11 protein-coding genes and 1 riboswitch are annotated in these 15,791 nt (G+C 53.2%); of the genes, 6 read left to right on the top strand and 5 right to left on the bottom strand.

The window, feature by feature from the left end:
* Positions 1–105: 105 nt before the first annotated feature.
* From MKX42_RS02565 to MKX42_RS02550, 4 genes are all read right to left on the bottom strand, one after another.
* Positions 106–1,242: a response regulator gene (locus MKX42_RS02565; RefSeq protein WP_340751000.1), complete on the bottom strand. Its 1,137-nt coding sequence runs from the start codon at positions 1,240–1,242 to the stop codon at positions 106–108.
* Positions 1,243–1,285: 43 nt separating this feature from the next.
* Positions 1,286–4,357 carry an ATP-binding protein gene (locus MKX42_RS02560; protein WP_340750997.1) on the bottom strand — a complete coding sequence of 1,024 codons (3,072 nt, stop codon included), beginning with the start codon at positions 4,355–4,357 and terminating at the stop codon, positions 1,286–1,288.
* Positions 4,358–4,494: 137 nt separating this feature from the next.
* Positions 4,495–5,793 carry a nucleobase:cation symporter-2 family protein gene (locus MKX42_RS02555; RefSeq protein ID WP_340750995.1) on the bottom strand — a complete coding sequence of 433 codons (1,299 nt, stop codon included), beginning with the start codon at positions 5,791–5,793 and terminating at the stop codon, positions 4,495–4,497.
* Positions 5,787–6,392: a xanthine phosphoribosyltransferase gene (locus tag MKX42_RS02550; RefSeq protein WP_340750993.1), complete on the bottom strand. Its 606-nt coding sequence runs from the start codon at positions 6,390–6,392 to the stop codon at positions 5,787–5,789. Before MKX42_RS02550 ends, MKX42_RS02555 begins: the two co-directional genes overlap by 7 nt.
* A 184-nt stretch (positions 6,393–6,576) precedes the next feature.
* Positions 6,577–6,680: riboswitch (purine riboswitch) on the bottom strand.
* A gap of 277 nt (positions 6,681–6,957) precedes the next feature.
* Between MKX42_RS02550 and MKX42_RS02545 the strand changes: the two genes are divergently transcribed.
* The 4 genes from MKX42_RS02545 to MKX42_RS02530 all read left to right on the top strand — a co-directional run bounded on the left by MKX42_RS02545 (position 6,958) and on the right by MKX42_RS02530 (position 13,218).
* Positions 6,958–10,560, top strand: a complete 3,603-nt coding sequence (locus MKX42_RS02545; RefSeq protein ID WP_340750991.1) for a response regulator — start codon at positions 6,958–6,960, stop codon at positions 10,558–10,560.
* An 8-nt stretch (positions 10,561–10,568) separates the two neighbouring features.
* Positions 10,569–11,744, top strand: coding sequence for an ATP-binding response regulator (locus tag MKX42_RS02540; protein ID WP_340750989.1), 1,176 nt, complete (start codon positions 10,569–10,571; stop codon positions 11,742–11,744).
* Between the two features lie 146 nt (positions 11,745–11,890).
* Positions 11,891–12,751, top strand: a complete 861-nt coding sequence (locus MKX42_RS02535) for a helix-turn-helix domain-containing protein (RefSeq protein ID WP_340750987.1) — start codon at positions 11,891–11,893, stop codon at positions 12,749–12,751.
* A gap of 80 nt (positions 12,752–12,831) precedes the next feature.
* Positions 12,832–13,218, top strand: coding sequence for a VOC family protein (locus tag MKX42_RS02530; RefSeq protein WP_340750984.1), 387 nt, complete (start codon positions 12,832–12,834; stop codon positions 13,216–13,218).
* A 60-nt stretch (positions 13,219–13,278) separates the two neighbouring features.
* Here MKX42_RS02530 and MKX42_RS02525 read toward each other — a convergent pair whose 3' ends face one another.
* The gene (locus tag MKX42_RS02525) at positions 13,279–14,205 is read right to left on the bottom strand and encodes an AEC family transporter (protein ID WP_340750983.1); all 927 of its coding nucleotides are present in this window, start codon (positions 14,203–14,205) and stop codon (positions 13,279–13,281) included.
* Positions 14,206–14,529: 324 nt separating this feature from the next.
* On the opposite strand from MKX42_RS02525, the gene MKX42_RS02520 reads away from it, so the two are divergent.
* Both MKX42_RS02520 and MKX42_RS02515 read left to right on the top strand, forming a co-directional pair.
* A complete protein-coding gene (locus tag MKX42_RS02520) occupies positions 14,530–14,847 on the top strand; it encodes a transposase (RefSeq protein WP_340750981.1) in 318 nt (105 codons plus the stop codon).
* An 11-nt stretch (positions 14,848–14,858) separates the two neighbouring features.
* Positions 14,859–15,722 (top strand): IS3 family transposase, encoded by an 864-nt coding sequence (locus MKX42_RS02515; protein WP_339311273.1) that lies wholly within the window; start codon positions 14,859–14,861, stop codon positions 15,720–15,722.
* Positions 15,723–15,791 lie beyond the last annotated feature (69 nt).

Below are 15,791 nucleotides of genomic sequence, written 5' to 3'. Positions count from 1 at the left end.
GCTGTCATGACGCTTTCCGTTTCAACTCCCGCAGCCTTGAATATGTATACCACAGCATATAAATAATAATGGCATCAAGCAGTTTTGCAGTGGCTGGCTACGGGCTTACAATACCTTCTGGACCCAGCTGTCCATAACCTGGTCAGGGCGGATGCCCAACTCATTCTCCAGGAGCTCCTTGTAATTATCGTAGTGTGTCCTGAATCCGATGAAATCCCCCAGGTCGGCGTAACTTCGCAGGATCAGCCTGCAGAGCTGGTCGGAATAAGGATCTGCTGCCTGCAGATCCAGCAGCCGCTCCAGCGCCAGCCGGGGACGCCCGGAGGACAGCTCATATTCGGCGGAATGCAGCGCCATGCGGATATACCGGACCTGCAGCTCCTTGCGCCGGATTTCTGCCCAGTCGTAATGATGCTCCTGCAGATAGTCTCCACGGTACAGCTTCAATATCTTTTCCCGGCGCAGCCATTCCTCTTCTGACTCCACTGGAGTACCGGCGTAGCCCAGCTCGAACTCCTCCACATCCAGCAGCACCTGCTCCTTGGTCAGCCTGTACCGCTCCTGCGAGAATTCGACGAGCACCTCCATATCCCAGGCCTTCAGCAGCTTGCGGATATGATATACGGTTGTATGCAGGTTCGTTACGGCCTTCTCGGGCTTGAAATCGGGCCAGACGAGATCCACAATGGTGTCCTTGAGTATCCACTGGCCGCGGTTATGCAGCAGCAGGGCGAAGACCTCCTGCGCCTTGCTTGTTCTCCACTGCATTTTCCGCCCCGGCTCCGTGCTGTCTGTGAATTCAAGCCGGTGGAAGCAGAGGATTGACAGCTCCTTAACGGGCGCCGCAGACGCCGGGGCAGGCGGCATCTTCACTTCAGCGCTCTCCTTGCCGACCTCCAGCCGCTCAAGAGTTTTGCTTAACCGCTGGGAGGTCACCGGCTTCAGCAAATAATCCGCAGCATTGAGTTCAAAGGCTTCGATCGCATACTCGCTGTATGCGGTAATATAGACAATCCGGGTGCTCCGATCGATACCGGCAATGTATTCACCTGCTTCCAGCCCGTTCATCTCCGGCATCCCGATATCCAGGAATACAATATCCGCCTTCTCCCGTTCCAGATGCGCAAGTCCCAGGCGTGCCGAGGTGAATTTCCCGGTGATTGTAAGACGCCCATCCTTCAGGAGCATACGCTCCAGATGCTGCAGCGCAGGCTTCTCATCGTCAATCAATATGGCCTTCATCAGGCGGACTCACCTCCTCTTCGTTCGTAGTTCTCAAATGCCTTTAGGTGGGGATGGTATATGATATAGCGGTCCCCCTTCCCGGTACACTGTCGATATTCAGGCCTGCTCCGTACATCTTGAGCAGACGGTGCTGAATATTGCGCAGCCCGATGCCCCCCTCTGTCCGCTCTTCCGAGAGGATCTCTGCAATCTTCTCCGGAGTCATTCCTACACCGTCATCTGTGACCGCTACCTTGAGCCTGCCCGGCAGCAGCTCGACGGTCAGCCTTACTGTCCCTCCGGCCTCCTTCTGCATCAGGCCATGATTCACGGCATTCTCCACAATCGGCTGGATGCTCAGCGGCGGAACCATCGCCATCACATCTTCCGGCACCTCGAACTCGATATTCAGCCGTTCATCGAATCGTGCCTGCTCCAGCGCAAGATAGGATTTGACGAGTCCCAGCTCCTTCTCCATAGAAACCGTCTGTCCCCGGTTCTGGAAGTCGAAGCTACTCCGCAGATACTGGCTGAGGTCCAGCAGCAGCTCCGTAGCCTTGTCCGGGTCCTCCGGACAGACCGAGATAATGGCGTTCAGCGCATTATATAAGAAATGCGGCTTAATCTGCGCCTGCAGGAAGGCAATCTCCGACTGGACAGATACACGAATCGACTTACGCATATCCAGCAGGGTCTGCATCCGTGCCTTGAATTCGCGCACCTCCACCGGCTTGCTCAGATAATCATTCGCTCCGGCCTCGAAGGCTGCGAGGATATCATCAGGGCGGCTGCTCGCCATCAGCACCAGAATCGGCAGCTCGGACAAGGTGAACCGTTCACGGATGGCCTTACAGAGCAGAAGCCCCGGCATCTCCGGCATTACCCAGTCGGCAATCACCAGATCAAGCTCAGGATGCTGCTGGATGATCTGGATCGCCTCAGCTCCGCTGCTGGCAGTAATCACGGAATGGTTATCCAGCTGCAATACGCCTACCAGCACGCGGAGGTTAACGGGATCATTATCCACTACCAGAATGGAGCAGCAGTCTTCAGACGGCAGCTGCACAGGTTCTTCTCCGGGAAGCGTGTACGAAGGCTCCGTCTCCCAGCCGTGAAGCTCTCCGAATTCCTCCTCCAGCAGTGCATGACTCCTCTGCAGGATCGGCTGGGTGAAGCTGAAGACGGAGCCTTGCCCCAGTTCGGAATGCACCTCAATCTCCCCGCCCGTCAGTTCTACCAGCCTCTGGGTAATGCTGAGGCCAAGCCCGTTCTCACGGTAGACCTTACTGGCGGCAGGACCGCTTGGATCATTGGCATCGAAGATCGTACGCAGACGCTCAGGCGCGATACCCTGGCCAGTGTCTGTTATGATGATGGCAACATACTCTTCTTTAACCTCAGCAGACAGCGTTATCACGCCTCTGGGCGTATAATTCACTGCACTCGCGAGTAAATTATGCAGAATCTGAGCGAACCGCTGCTCATCTGTCTCCAGCAGCGGAAGCTGCTCCGGCAGATTCAGCCGGAATTCCAGCTGGCTGTTGCCGTAGACCTGACGGGTGACCGCCATAATGGAGGAAGCTGCCATGCGGAGATCGACGGCCTGCCGGCGCAGGAAGAGCGCGCCGTGATTCAGCTTCGCGAAGTCCGACATATCATGGATCAGGGCTGTAAGCCGCTTGCCGGTGGAGACAATCGTGAGCAGCTGATCCTGCTGGGCAGCGCTGATAGAGCCGGCCGTCCCCTGAGCCAGCACCTTGGCCAGGTTGACAATCCCCTGCAGCGGCCTCCGCAGCTCCTGCGAGGTATCGGAGATGAAGTCATCCTTCAAGCCGTCAAGCGACAAAAGGCGGCGTGAGAGCTGCTCCACTTCGCGGAAGGAAGCTGCGTATTGCCGGGTCATAAGGATCGCCTGCACGAACCCGAACAGGAGTATTTCGTAGGAGATGATGAAATAACTGAAGGTCATGCCCATGAAGCTGACCAGATAATAGATAATGACCACGCTCAGGCTCTCAATACTGACCATCATCAGGAACATATTCTTCCGATTTCGCCGGGTGCCCTGGACCATGGAGTAGAGCACGAAGCCCAGGCTTACAGAGCCCCAGGTCAGCAGCAGCACCTCCAGATAGCTGAACAGATAGGCCGGGACGAAGGCAGCAATCAGCAGCAGGAATGCCGTAACCAGCCTGGAGGCCTTAATTACCCCGATAGACATCGGGTAATTCACTGAATTGGCGACATAGTGCAGCAGATAATAATAGACCAGTGTGGAGGATGCGAGCTGCAGCTTGAGTATAATCTCGTAAGGGAAGCCTGGCAGCGCCGTCAGGATGAGCTTTTCGCCATGCGTAAAAATGTAGACAAACGCTGCAATACAGAACAAGCCCAGGTATAATGTGACCCCCCGGCTCTCCCTTACCTTGGAGAACATCAGCAGGAAGAGGGACAGCACGAAGAATCCGATCAGCGCAGCCCCGTCTACAAACAGGGCAAATTCCCTGTGCTTCAAAATAGCGGCCTGATTACCGATCACTATCGGCTGAACGATCCCGCCTGAGGAGTAGCTGTAGTTAGCCACCTGCACAATAATCTCCATGTTATCTCCGGTTACCGAGGCGAATCCCATAAAAGGCATGTTATTCTGTCTGCCCTCAGAAGCCGAGGCTGCCGGAGACCCGCTGCTTCCAATCTCCTGCCCGTTCAGATAGACTTTGCTTGCACTGCGGATGTTGCTGGTGCGCAGACCATAGACTACGGTTTCCCCTGGGATAATCTTCGCCTGAAGACGGTAGGTAGCATAGCCTTTGGCTCTGCGCTCGCCCTGTTCAGTGATATCGTCGTTCCACTTCCCCGGAACCTGAATCATCGCAGAGGCGGCGGGAACCTCCTTACCCGCTTTCACCGGATGAAAATCCTCAGGCGACAGCAGCACATCCCGGTACAGCTCCCACTCTCCATCCAGCTTCATAATCCCGTCGTGGCGGGCGTCCCAGGAGCGAAGGTCAATCACGCCCTGCACGGCCTGCGGCCTGTCTCCCTTGATCTGATGTGTCTGGAGGACCGAGAGCAGCGGAACGATCAGCACCAGCACCAGACTGCCGAGAATACTCAGCCAATACTTTCTCATGTCCTCTGCCAGTCCCTTCTAGTTGTCATTGTATAAATTATACAACAGGCTCCGTTCATCTGAAGCAAAAAAAAGCCGAGTTCCATATATTTCGGAATCGGCTGTTCATCTTATTAGAGCTACGTGGATGGAATATTTTACTTCGTTTCTGGAGCGGCTGCGGCAGGAACCGCACTCTCCTGGGTCTTCGACAAGAAGATATTGAGAATGATCGCTGTCAGCGACCCGGATACGATTCCGTTCTGCAGCAGCATTCTGGCGAATTCCGGAAGCTGGTCGAACATGGACGGAAGCACTGCAGAACCGAGGCCCACCGCGATGCTGCAGGCAGCAATCAGCAGATTGCCGTCCTTGCGCAGATCCACATCGGATAGAATCGACATACCTGAAGCAGCGACCGAGCCGAACATGACAATCATCGCCCCGCCCAGCACCGCATTCGGCACCACTGTAGTCAGTGCCGCAAGCTTCGGCAGCAGACCAAGTACGATCATAATTCCGCCTGCTGCAAAAATAACATTCCGCGTCTTCACCCGCGTCAGCGACAGCAAGCCGACATTCTGGGAGAATGCGGTGTACGGGAAAGCGTTGAACAGGCCGCCCAGCATGATGGCCAGTCCCTCGGAGCGCAGACCGTTCACGATCTGCTTCTGCTCCACCCGCTGGTCCGTCGCCTTACCAACGGCAAAGTAGACCCCTGTCGATTCGACCATAGACACGATATTCACGATAATCATTGTGAAGATCGCGGTGATGCTGAACTGAGGCCAGCCGAAGTAGAACGGCTGTGCAACGCTGACCCAGGAAGCTGTGGTCACGGTAGAGAAATGTACGATGCCCATGGCATAGCCGATTACAGTACCCACTACAAGTCCTACCAGCACGGATACGGAGCGCAGAAACCCTGTAGTCAGCCGGTTCACGGCCAGAATCACGAGCAGAGTGATCAGAGCCAGCAGCAGATTGCTGGGCTGCCCGAAGTCGGCGCTTCCCTGGCCGCCGGCCACATTATTCATCGCAACAGGAATCAGTGACAGTCCGATGATTGTAACTACCGAGCCGGTGACCACGGTCGGGAAGAACTTCAGCAGCTTCCCGTACACCGGGGCTGCCAGTACCACGAATAATCCGGAGATAATGATCGCGCCGTAAGCCGTTGCCAGATTGGAGCCTGAAGCGATGGCGATAATCGGGCTGACCGCCGTGAAGGTACAGCCGAGTACCACCGGCAGCCCGCTTCCGAAATATTTGCTGCCCATAATCTGCAGCAGGGTTGCCAGCCCGCAGGTGAACAGATCCGCTGCTATCAGATACGCCATCTGCGTACCGTTCAAATTGAGTGCTCCCCCGACAACCAGCGGTACAATAACCGCTCCGGCATACATCGCCAGCACATGCTGAAGCCCCAGGGCAAATATCTTCTGTTTGCTTAACATCCTGCACTCTCCTTGATTAATCCTTCATTATTTATGAAATGAATCTCACCCGGCGACATGGAAGCAATCCGCGCCAGGGAATACACCGGAACTCCGCGCTGCTCCAGCAGACCGCGTCCCTCCTGGAAGCTCTTCTCGATAACACAGCCGACCCCGGCCAGTTGCGCCCCGGACTCTGCTACGATATCGCATAACCCTACAAGCGCCGCGCCCGTAGCCAGGAAGTCATCGACAATCAATACGGTATCGTCAGGCCCGAGATATTTCTGCGAAATGCTGATCTGGTAGTCCTCCTGACGGGTGAAGGAATGGACCGGTGCGGAATACACCGCTTCGGACAAAGTAACTGCCTTCTTCTTCTTGGCGTAGATGAACGGTACGCCCAGCGCAATGCCCGCCGCCATGGCGAACTGGATACCGCTGGCCTCTACAGTCAGCACCTTGGTGATCTGCCGGTCCCCGAAGACCGCTGCGAATTCCTTCCCGATCTCCAGCGCAAGCGCTGTGTCTACCTGATGGTTCAGGAACGAGTCCACTTTCAGTACAGTCTCCGATAGAATTAAGCCTTCTTGTCTAATGCGTTCTTCCAATACTTTCATTACAGCGGATCTTCCTCCTTAGAAATAAAAAAAGCAGATTAAATAAAAAAAGACAGATCCCCTGAGTATTTCTCTCAAGTGAATCTGTCCTTCTGGGTTTTTGTCCCTTGGTGGTGTAACACATAACGTGTCCGCATCGCTTGGACCAGCCCTTCTTCGTGCCGCAGCACAAGAAACGGAACCCTAGATGCGCTATTTCACTCATAGTCGGATAATTACAGTGGTTATCCGGTAGAAACTTATGGGCCCTATTCCCAAGATTATATGAGTTATATGAAATCTGTTAAATGAATCCTGTCTGTAAGACATGACCTTCATAAGAGAAGGCCGCTCACAAACCTTCGTATATCTTACACGCTCTAATCGCCGCTTACAAGCAAAATTTTAAGTAAATTGCGTTGATTTCATAGTTTTCATGAAACTTCAGGCAAAAGCTGGCCTGACCCCGAGAAGGCTTGTAAATTTTAGATTTCCGGTGTTTTCTTCATGTCTTCTATATCACTGAAGCCCCATAAAAGCTATAATTATATAGCTTAACACTCTAACTGAACAAAGGCGGCGAACAATGAGAATAAAACAACAGGTTTGGTTAGCTACATTAGCCTCTATACTGCTGCTAGGCAGTATGATTATTATAACTATACTCTTTATGGAGGGTAGCTCGCGCCTGGTTGCAGCAGGATTAGGTGCGGGCGGCATTCTGGTCAGTATCGGCCTTCTATACAATATTCAGCGAAATATAGACCGCGGTCTGAGCCGGATCACGGAGATCTCAGAGGATATCGCAGCAGGCGTTTTTAACCCTGATGCTGCGGCTGCAGTTCAGAAGGATGAATTCGGGCAGCTGGCCGCTTCCTTTTTCGGGCTGGCGGCTGACCTTCATCATAGAACCGCCGATGAGCGCGAACTGCGGCTTAGAGCCGAAGAACAGGCCTGGATTAATACGCAGGTGTCTGAGATGGCGCTGCTGCTTCAAGGCTCTGTCCAGCTGAGGACGGCCTCGCGTGTGTTCATCGGCAGGCTGGCTACCGCTGTAGGCGGAAGCTACGGGGCTATCTATCTTAAGCAGGGCGGTCAGCTGAACTTCGCGGCCGGCTATGCCTTCGATGACACCGCAGGACAACAGGAGTCCATACCTCTGGGCAGCGGCCTGGTCGGACAATGCGCACTCGATGGGCAGATGATTGTTCTGCAGGATCTTCCAGAGCATTATATCAAGGTCCGTTCCGGTCTGGGGGAGGCTGCGCCTGCCTCACTGATTATAGTTCCTATTAAGCATGAGCAGGAAATTGTTGCTGTCATGGAGCTGGCGGCACTACGCCCGTTCAGCTCCAAGGAGATGCAGCTGATTGAACGCACCGCACAGAATATGGGCGTGCTGATTAATACCCTGGCGGATGTCGCCCGGATCGAAGATCTGCTTAGTGAGACTCAGCTGCAGAAGGATGAACTGGAAGCCCAGACGGAAGAACTGACCGCCCAGACCCAGGAGCTGGAAGCTCAGACCGAAGAACTGATGGCCCAGACAGAGGAGCTGCGCCTGCAGACCGACCAGTTACAGGACCAGAAGACTGAACTGGAGGCGCAGTCCGAGAGCCTGCTGACCTCCAATGAACAGCTTCAGACACAAATGAAGCTCACAGAGGCCCAGAAGGACGAGATTGAAGCCCAGACGGAGGAACTGCGGCAGCAGACGGAAGAGCTGCATGCCTCCAACCTGGAATTGCAGAATCAGATGGAGATTTCCCGCCGGCAAACCATGGAGATCAAGGCACAGGCCGACGAGATCTCTGCGGCAAACCGCGATATGCAGAAGCAGCTTCAAATCACCGAAATCCAAAAGTCCGAGATCGCAGATCAGGCCGGGGAGCTTCAGGCCCAAACCAACGAATTGCTGGAACAGAAAGAACAGCTTCAAGCCCAGACGGAGGAGCTTCAAGCCCAGACGGAGGAGCTCCAATCTCAGACGGAGGAGCTTCTATCCCAGACCGAGGAGCTTCAGATCCAGAAGGAGGAGCTGGCTGCCTCCCATGATCAGCTATTGCTTCAAGTTGAGCTTACCGAGAAGCAGAAGGAGGAGATTCAGGAGCAGGCACAGGAGATCTTCATGGCTGCGCAGTACAAATCGGAATTCCTGGCCAATGTCTCTCATGAGCTGCGCACACCGCTGAACAGCCTGCTGATCCTCTCGCAGATTCTGGCCGAGAACAAGGACGGCAATCTGGAAGCGAAGCAGCTGGAATACGTTCACACGATCTTCTCGGCAGGCAAGGACCTGCTGCAGCTAATCGATGAAATTCTTGATCTGGCGAAGCTGGAGGTCGGCAAAATGACTCCGGTCATCGAGCCGGTCTCCCCGCTGGACCTCAGCAATCATATCCACCGCCATTTCGAACAGCAGGCCAAGAAGAAGAACCTGCGGTTCGATGTCCATTCCGACAACCGGCTGCCTGATTATCTGATGACCGACGGTCACAGATTGCAGCAGGTCTTGAATAATCTGTTATCCAACGCCATCAAATTCACACCTGAGCAAGGCTCCGTCTCCCTGTCGATCCGCACCAGCGGCGAAGAGGTCATCTTCGCCGTCAGTGATACCGGTATCGGCATTGCCGCCTCCAAGCTGGAGAGCATCTTCGAGGCGTTCCAGCAGGCAGACGGCACCACCAGCCGCAAATACGGCGGCACCGGTCTGGGCCTCACGATCTGCCGGGAGCTGGCCACCCTCCTTGGCGGAAGAATTGAGGTTGATTCCGTAGAGGGCAAGGGCAGCACCTTCTCCCTGATTATTCCCGCTGTAGAACCGGGTGAGGATGCCCAGACCCTTGCTGCCGCAGCCTATTCAGCAGCCTCTCCGGAGCTTCCGGCTTCCGAGCCTGTCCGCCGCGAGAACCCGGCCTTCCGTGAGTCCTTCGTGCCCGACATTTCCATCTCCAATCCGAAGCTGCTGCAATATGCGGAAATGGATGATGACCGGGGCAATCTGCTTAGCGGAGATATTACCCTGCTGATTATCGAGGAGGATGCCGAATTCGCCGCCAGACTGCTGGAGCTGGCGCGCTGCCGGGGCTTCAAGGCCATCGTCGCCTTCCAGGGCGATCAGGGGCTTGCCCTGGCCCATGCCTATAAGCCTGATGCTATCCTGCTGGATCTGCATCTTCCCGTTCTGGACGGCTGGTCCATTATCAGCCGCCTGAAGAGCCGGCCGGAGCTGCGGCATATCCCCGTGCATGTGATTTCAACAGCTGAGGAGAACCAGCAGAGCCTCTCGATGGGCGCTTTATCCTTCTGGAAGAAACCGAATGATTATGCCGAGCTGGAAGCAGCCTTTCTCCAGATTGAGACTTATATCCGCCGTCCGGTGAAGAGTCTGCTGATTGTCGAAGACAACAAGGTCCTGCGCGGCAGTCTTGTTGAATTCATCGCCCACCCCGATGTGAACATTATTGCGGTTGGCACCGGAAGAGAAGCAATGGAGCATCTGGCCAGCCATCATTTTGACTGTATGGTGCTGGACCTGGGCCTCTCGGATATTTCCGGCTTCGACCTGCTGGAGCAGGTCAAGACCAACCGCAAGCTGCAAACACTGCCGGTGATTATTTATACAGGCAAGGATCTCAGCAAGACAGATGAACAGCGCCTTAAGCACTACGCCGAGAGTATTGTCATCAAGAACGTGCGTTCAATGGAACGTCTCTATGATGATACGGCCCTGTACCTCCACCGTAAGCATGCAGACCTGCCTTTGGATAAGCAGCGCCTGATCGAGAATCTGCATAATCCGGAATCCGCCTTTGCCGGAAAAAGCATTTTGCTTGTGGATGATGATATGCGTAATATTTTTGCGTTATCCAGTGTGCTGGAAGGTTATAATATGGAGATCAGCTTTGCCCAGAATGGCAGAGAAGCCCTCGAGCATCTGAAGACCCACCCGGACGTAGAGCTGATATTCATGGATATCATGATGCCGGAGATGGATGGTTACGAGACGATGCAGCATATCCGGCTGAATCCGGACTATGATCAGATCGTCATTATCGCGCTGACCGCCCGCGCCCTGGAGGAAGACCGGGTCAAATGCCTGGAAGCAGGAGCCAATGATTATATATCCAAACCGATTAATACCACACAGTTGGTGAGAGTGCTGAAATTGTGGTTGATTCAATAGGAGGCAGCATGGAGTATCCGATTAATATTTTGGTTGTAGATGACCGGTCAGACGAGTTCCTGTCCATTCAAGCATTGCTGGCCGATGCGCCCTACCAGTTGGTTCACGCCCTCTCGGGCATGGATGCTCTGAAATGTCTGCTGGAGCAAGAATTCGCCCTGATCATTATGGATGTGCTCATGCCTGGCATGAACGGATTTGAAACGGCGAAACGGATTAAGATGCGTCAGAAGTCACGGGATATCCCTATTATTTTCTTAACTTCGCTGACCTCGGAGCTGGAGAACTATATGATGGCTTACTCGGCCGGGGCCATTGACTACCTGACCAAGCCGTTCCATCCGACCGTGTTAAAAAGCAAGATTGACGGCTTCGTCCGTCTCTACCAGACCCGCAAGGAGCTGCAGCTCAAAACACAGGAGCTGGAGACGGCCAACATTATCCTGACCGAGCTGAAGGAGACAGCCGAGGTGGCGCTGCGGATCAAGAGCGGCTTCCTTGCCATGATGAGCCATGAGATCCGTACCCCGCTCAACGGGATTATTGCGATGTCGGATGTGCTGCGCTCTTCTGATCTGTCCCCGGACGACCAGGAAATGGCGGAAATCATTCATACCAGCGGTCATGCGCTTGTCTCTGTCATCACCCACATCCTGGATTTCACCAAGATTGAATCGGGCAAAATGGAGCTGGACTACGAGCTCTTCAATCTTCACTCCTGCATCAAAGAAACGGTCGATCTGTTCAGGGCTCTGGCGAAAGAACGCTGCCTGACCCTCGAGACCTCTATTGATCCTGACATTCCTGCCCTGCTGATTGGTGACCCCAACCGTCTGCGCCAGGTACTGAATAATCTGATCGGCAATGCCATCAAGTTCACGATTACCGGCGGCGTCAAAGTGCATGTCCATCTCCGGCAGGCTATGGATAAGCTGCTGGAGCTGGAATTCATTATTGAAGATACCGGTATTGGCATTCCAGAAGACAAGATGAAATATCTGTTCCAGCCATTCACCCAGATCGGAGCCACCATCAACCGCAAGTTCGGCGGAACCGGGCTCGGACTGTCCATCTGCAAAATGCTGGTCGACCTCATGGGCGGAACGATTTATGCCAAGCCAGGTGTAGTGGACGGAGCTACCTTCATCTTCACCATCCAGGTCGCTGAAGGCCAGCCGGATTGAGGCTTCGCCCTATTGTTCAGCATGAAGCAGCCTCACTGTATACAAGAAGCTCCCCCTTCAGATCATGAAGAGGGAGCTTCTTTGTTATTGCTGCGGACTATTGTAGAATGGAGTGGACCAACTGTGGAAGGGGATGAACTCTATAGATGGGAACCTCCAGATTCCCTTTGTTCCAGCGGAACTTCGTTCTGCAAGCGCGAAGTACAACTCATCATTGGGAAGGCACTGGCCCCCTTTCCTTAAAGACATTTCGGAATGGCCGAGCCTATTACAAAACAAAACTCGGCCATTATGCTGTTGAGCGAGAGGGCTACCTCCTGTTAAATGAAGGGGAGCAGTACGCTATAGCCATAGAGTCAGAAACCGAAGTCGACTCTTTTTGTGTATTTTTCAAGACTGGCTTTGCTGAAGAGGTTCATAGAGCCGTTCATTTAGGAATAGAGAAGTCCTTAGACGATCCATTTTCAGAAACAACGCACCCGTTGCAATTTCACACCAAGTCATACCGCAATAGTCATTTGATAACTCCACTTCTCGAGAACTTCAAGAATTCCTTACCTGCACTCGGTAGCGAGAATCTCTGGGTCGATGAACAATATCAAAGTCTAATTCAAGCAATGCTTAACGTCCACCAGAAGATTTCTCAAGAAATTAATACATTGCCAGGTATGCGGCCAGCCACTAGAGAAGAACTCTTTCGGCGGTTGACACTAGCATACGAGTACTTACATGCTTATTACAACCAAAACGTGTCGCTTGAAGAAGTTTCAAGAGTCGCTTGTCTTTCTAAAAACCATCTGATCCGCAACTTCCGCCACTTTTTCAAAAGAACGCCACACCAGTTCATCCTCGAAAAAAGGATACTTGAAGCACAGCGTCTCCTTGCTCAAACGGAAAGCAGTGTAACCGAGATTAGCCTAAGTGTTGGCTTCGACAATGTCTCTTCCTTCAATAAGGTTTTTAAACAAAGAATGGGATACTCACCCCGGATGTTTAGAAAAAAGTGATTTTGGAAAAGTAACGCTTCATCCGCACATGTTACATTTACTGCGTGGAACATACAATATAACAAGGGAGCGATATTCACATGAATTCAGAATTTCAAATCAAAGGCATTGGGCAAATATCCATTCGGGTACATGACATGGAGGCTGCCACCCGATTCTATCAAGATACCCTAGGCCTAAACCTGTTATTTCAGATCCCAAACATGACTTTCCTGGAGTGTAACGGACTTCAGATGGTCTTGAGTATTGCTGAAGACCCGCGGTTCGATCATCCCAGCTCGGTGTTCTATTTCCAAGTTGACAATATACACGCATCGTACGAAACGTTAGTCGGGCGGAATGTGCATTTCCTGGACAAGCCGCATAAAGTGGCTGAGATGGGTCAAACCGCAACCTGGATGACGTTCTTTCAGGACCCCGATAAAAATGTACATGCACTGATGAGTGAAGTGCCTGTGTCCCAATAATTACCTCCGGGAGGGGGCACTATTGCCCCTCTGTTTTTCGATTACATTTGGCCCGCGCCCCTATCCCCCCACCGCCGCAATCAGCACCGGCAGGACAAGGAAGGAGGCCAGTGTCGTCCAGACGATACAGCGCGAGACCAGCGCAGGCGAGCTGCCGAAGCGTTCGGCCAGGACGACGGAATTGACTGCCACCGGCATGGAAGCCAGAATCAGCAGCACCGAGAAAAGGGGGCCTGTGATGTTCAGGGCGAGCAGCACCAGCGCGGCCAGTAGCGGAGCCAGCACCAGCCGGACGGTCAGCCCTGTCCAGAAGGCCAGCTGCACATTACGTTCCGTATGCGCTGCGCGGACCTTCACCATCTGCGCACCGAGGATCGCGAGCACTACCGGCGAATACGCTCCGGCGGCCATGGATACGCCCGAGGCCAGCTCATGCGGCATATGCAGACCCAGCGCCCGCAGCAGCAGCGCCAAAATGGCGGCGTAGATGGCCGGCAGCGAGAAGACTGACTTCAACGCGCTGCGTACAGAGAACTGTGAACGGGCGGCAAAATACACGCCGATCGTATTCACGATCACCATCTGGGCGATGACGTAGACCGATGCCTTGTCCAGGCCCAGCTGGCCGAAGGCCAGCAGCACCAGCGGCAGGCCATAATTGACGCTGTTCGTAAAGGTGGAGATGAGCGTAAGACCGGCGGCTTCCGGCGGAGCCAGCTTGAGGATTTTGCCGATCAGCGTCGCCACGCCCCATAAGAGGAACAGGTTCAGCAGCGAGAATGAGAGTGTCTTATAGACATCGTCGAAGGAGATATCTGCCGTAGCCAGCGTGTCGAGAATAATGGCCGGACTGAGAAAATACAGGTACAGCGTCAGCAGAGGCTTCGTATCGAGCTGTTTATACCGTCCAAGCAGCGCTCCGGCGGCTACCGGAATGGACAGCGGTACGATGACCTCAACAAGTGTCGTGAGTACAGTCTGAATCACAAGCCAGGACTCCTCTATGTAGTAGTTATTTCTACTATAACCTTCCTTGGCGGGGAGCGTCTAAGACAAGGAAGCAATATCCTTGATAGCAATTGCCTATGGCAGCCCGCTGCATACATTCCCAACCAAAAAACCGCGCAGCAGCACGGCTTCGCGGTTTTTTGGTGCATGAAATAAATAATTCGGGTGATTGCCGGACTGGGAGTCTCTTATATTGCCAAAAAGACACCTATCCTGCTTATTGCGGACTGAGTGGGATTAGAATTGAAAGTAGACGACAGTTAACGGACGGAGGGATAATAAGGGCAACGGAGGTGCATCCCTATGGGAGAAAAACGACAACGGTACAACGAAGAATATAAGAAGCAAACGGTAAAGTTCATTCAAGAGCAGACGAAGAGCATAGGGGACATCGCGCAAGAGCTGGACATTCCGAAAAGTACGCTGCACCAGTGGATGGGGAAATACCGGGAGCTAAAGAATGAACCGGTAGCCAGTATGGATCGGGTACGGGAACTCGAAGCCGAGCTCCAAGAGATGCGCCGTCAGCTCCAAGAGAAAGACAGTCGACTTGCCGATACAGAGGAAGAATTGGCAATCGTAAAAAAAGCAGTGCACATCTTCAGCAAACCAAGGAATTAAGATTCCAGTTTATGAAGGACCATCGCTCCGCATTTCGCTTGGAGAAGATGTGCAGTACCCTACAGGTATCCAGGAGCGGATATTACAAGTGGCTGAACGCCAAAGCCAGTGTGCAAGCCCTCCGCAAGGCTGCTGTTATGGAGCGAATCCGGTACCATTTTGACGACCATCAAAAACGGTATGGAAGTCCGAAGATCACCCGCCTGCTGCATCAGGAAGGCTATACGGTCACGGAACGCACAGTGAGTGTGTACATGCGAGAAATGAAGCTCCGCTCTATTGTATCTAAGCCATACCGAGTGCAGACGACCGATTCCAAGCATAATAATCCCATTGCACCAAACACACTGAACCAAGAGTTTAAGGTGCTTAAGCCCAATACCGTATGGGTCACCGACATCACGTATATCCCTTGTCGTGGAGGTCGCTTATACCTAGCTAGCGTCATGGATCTATGCACGCGAGAAATTGTAGGGTGGCGGCTGTATAACCATATGGAGACGAGCCTGGTCTTAGACGCGCTGCAGGCGGCGTACACGGCGAAGCGACCCGGCGAGGGCCTACTGCACCACTCTGACCGAGGGTCTCAATATACCTCAAAAGAATATGTCGACCAACTAAAGACATACCACATGAAATCCAGCATGAGCCGTAAAGGAAACTGTTACGATAACGCCTGCATTGAGTCTTGGCACAGTATTTTAAAGAAAGAGCTCATCTACTGTAATCCGCGCTTCAAAAACCCGGAACAGGCATATGATGCTATTTTCCAATACATTGAGTTCTATTACAATCGCAAGCGAATGCACAGCTCACTGGGGTATCTTTCCCCCGCCCGCTTTGCTAAGCAATTCACTAAAAAATCCGTTGCGTAACAGTCTACTTTCTTGACAGAAGTCCAGAGGGGCCGTTATTGGGTCTGGACGAGCCGAAAACAAGAGCAA

Source organism: Paenibacillus sp. FSL R7-0204 (genome assembly GCF_038002225.1).
Lineage (GTDB): Bacteria > Bacillota > Bacilli > Paenibacillales > Paenibacillaceae > Paenibacillus_AQ.
Note: the sequence above shows the minus strand (reverse complement) of the source record. Positions and strands in the feature narration are given on the sequence as shown.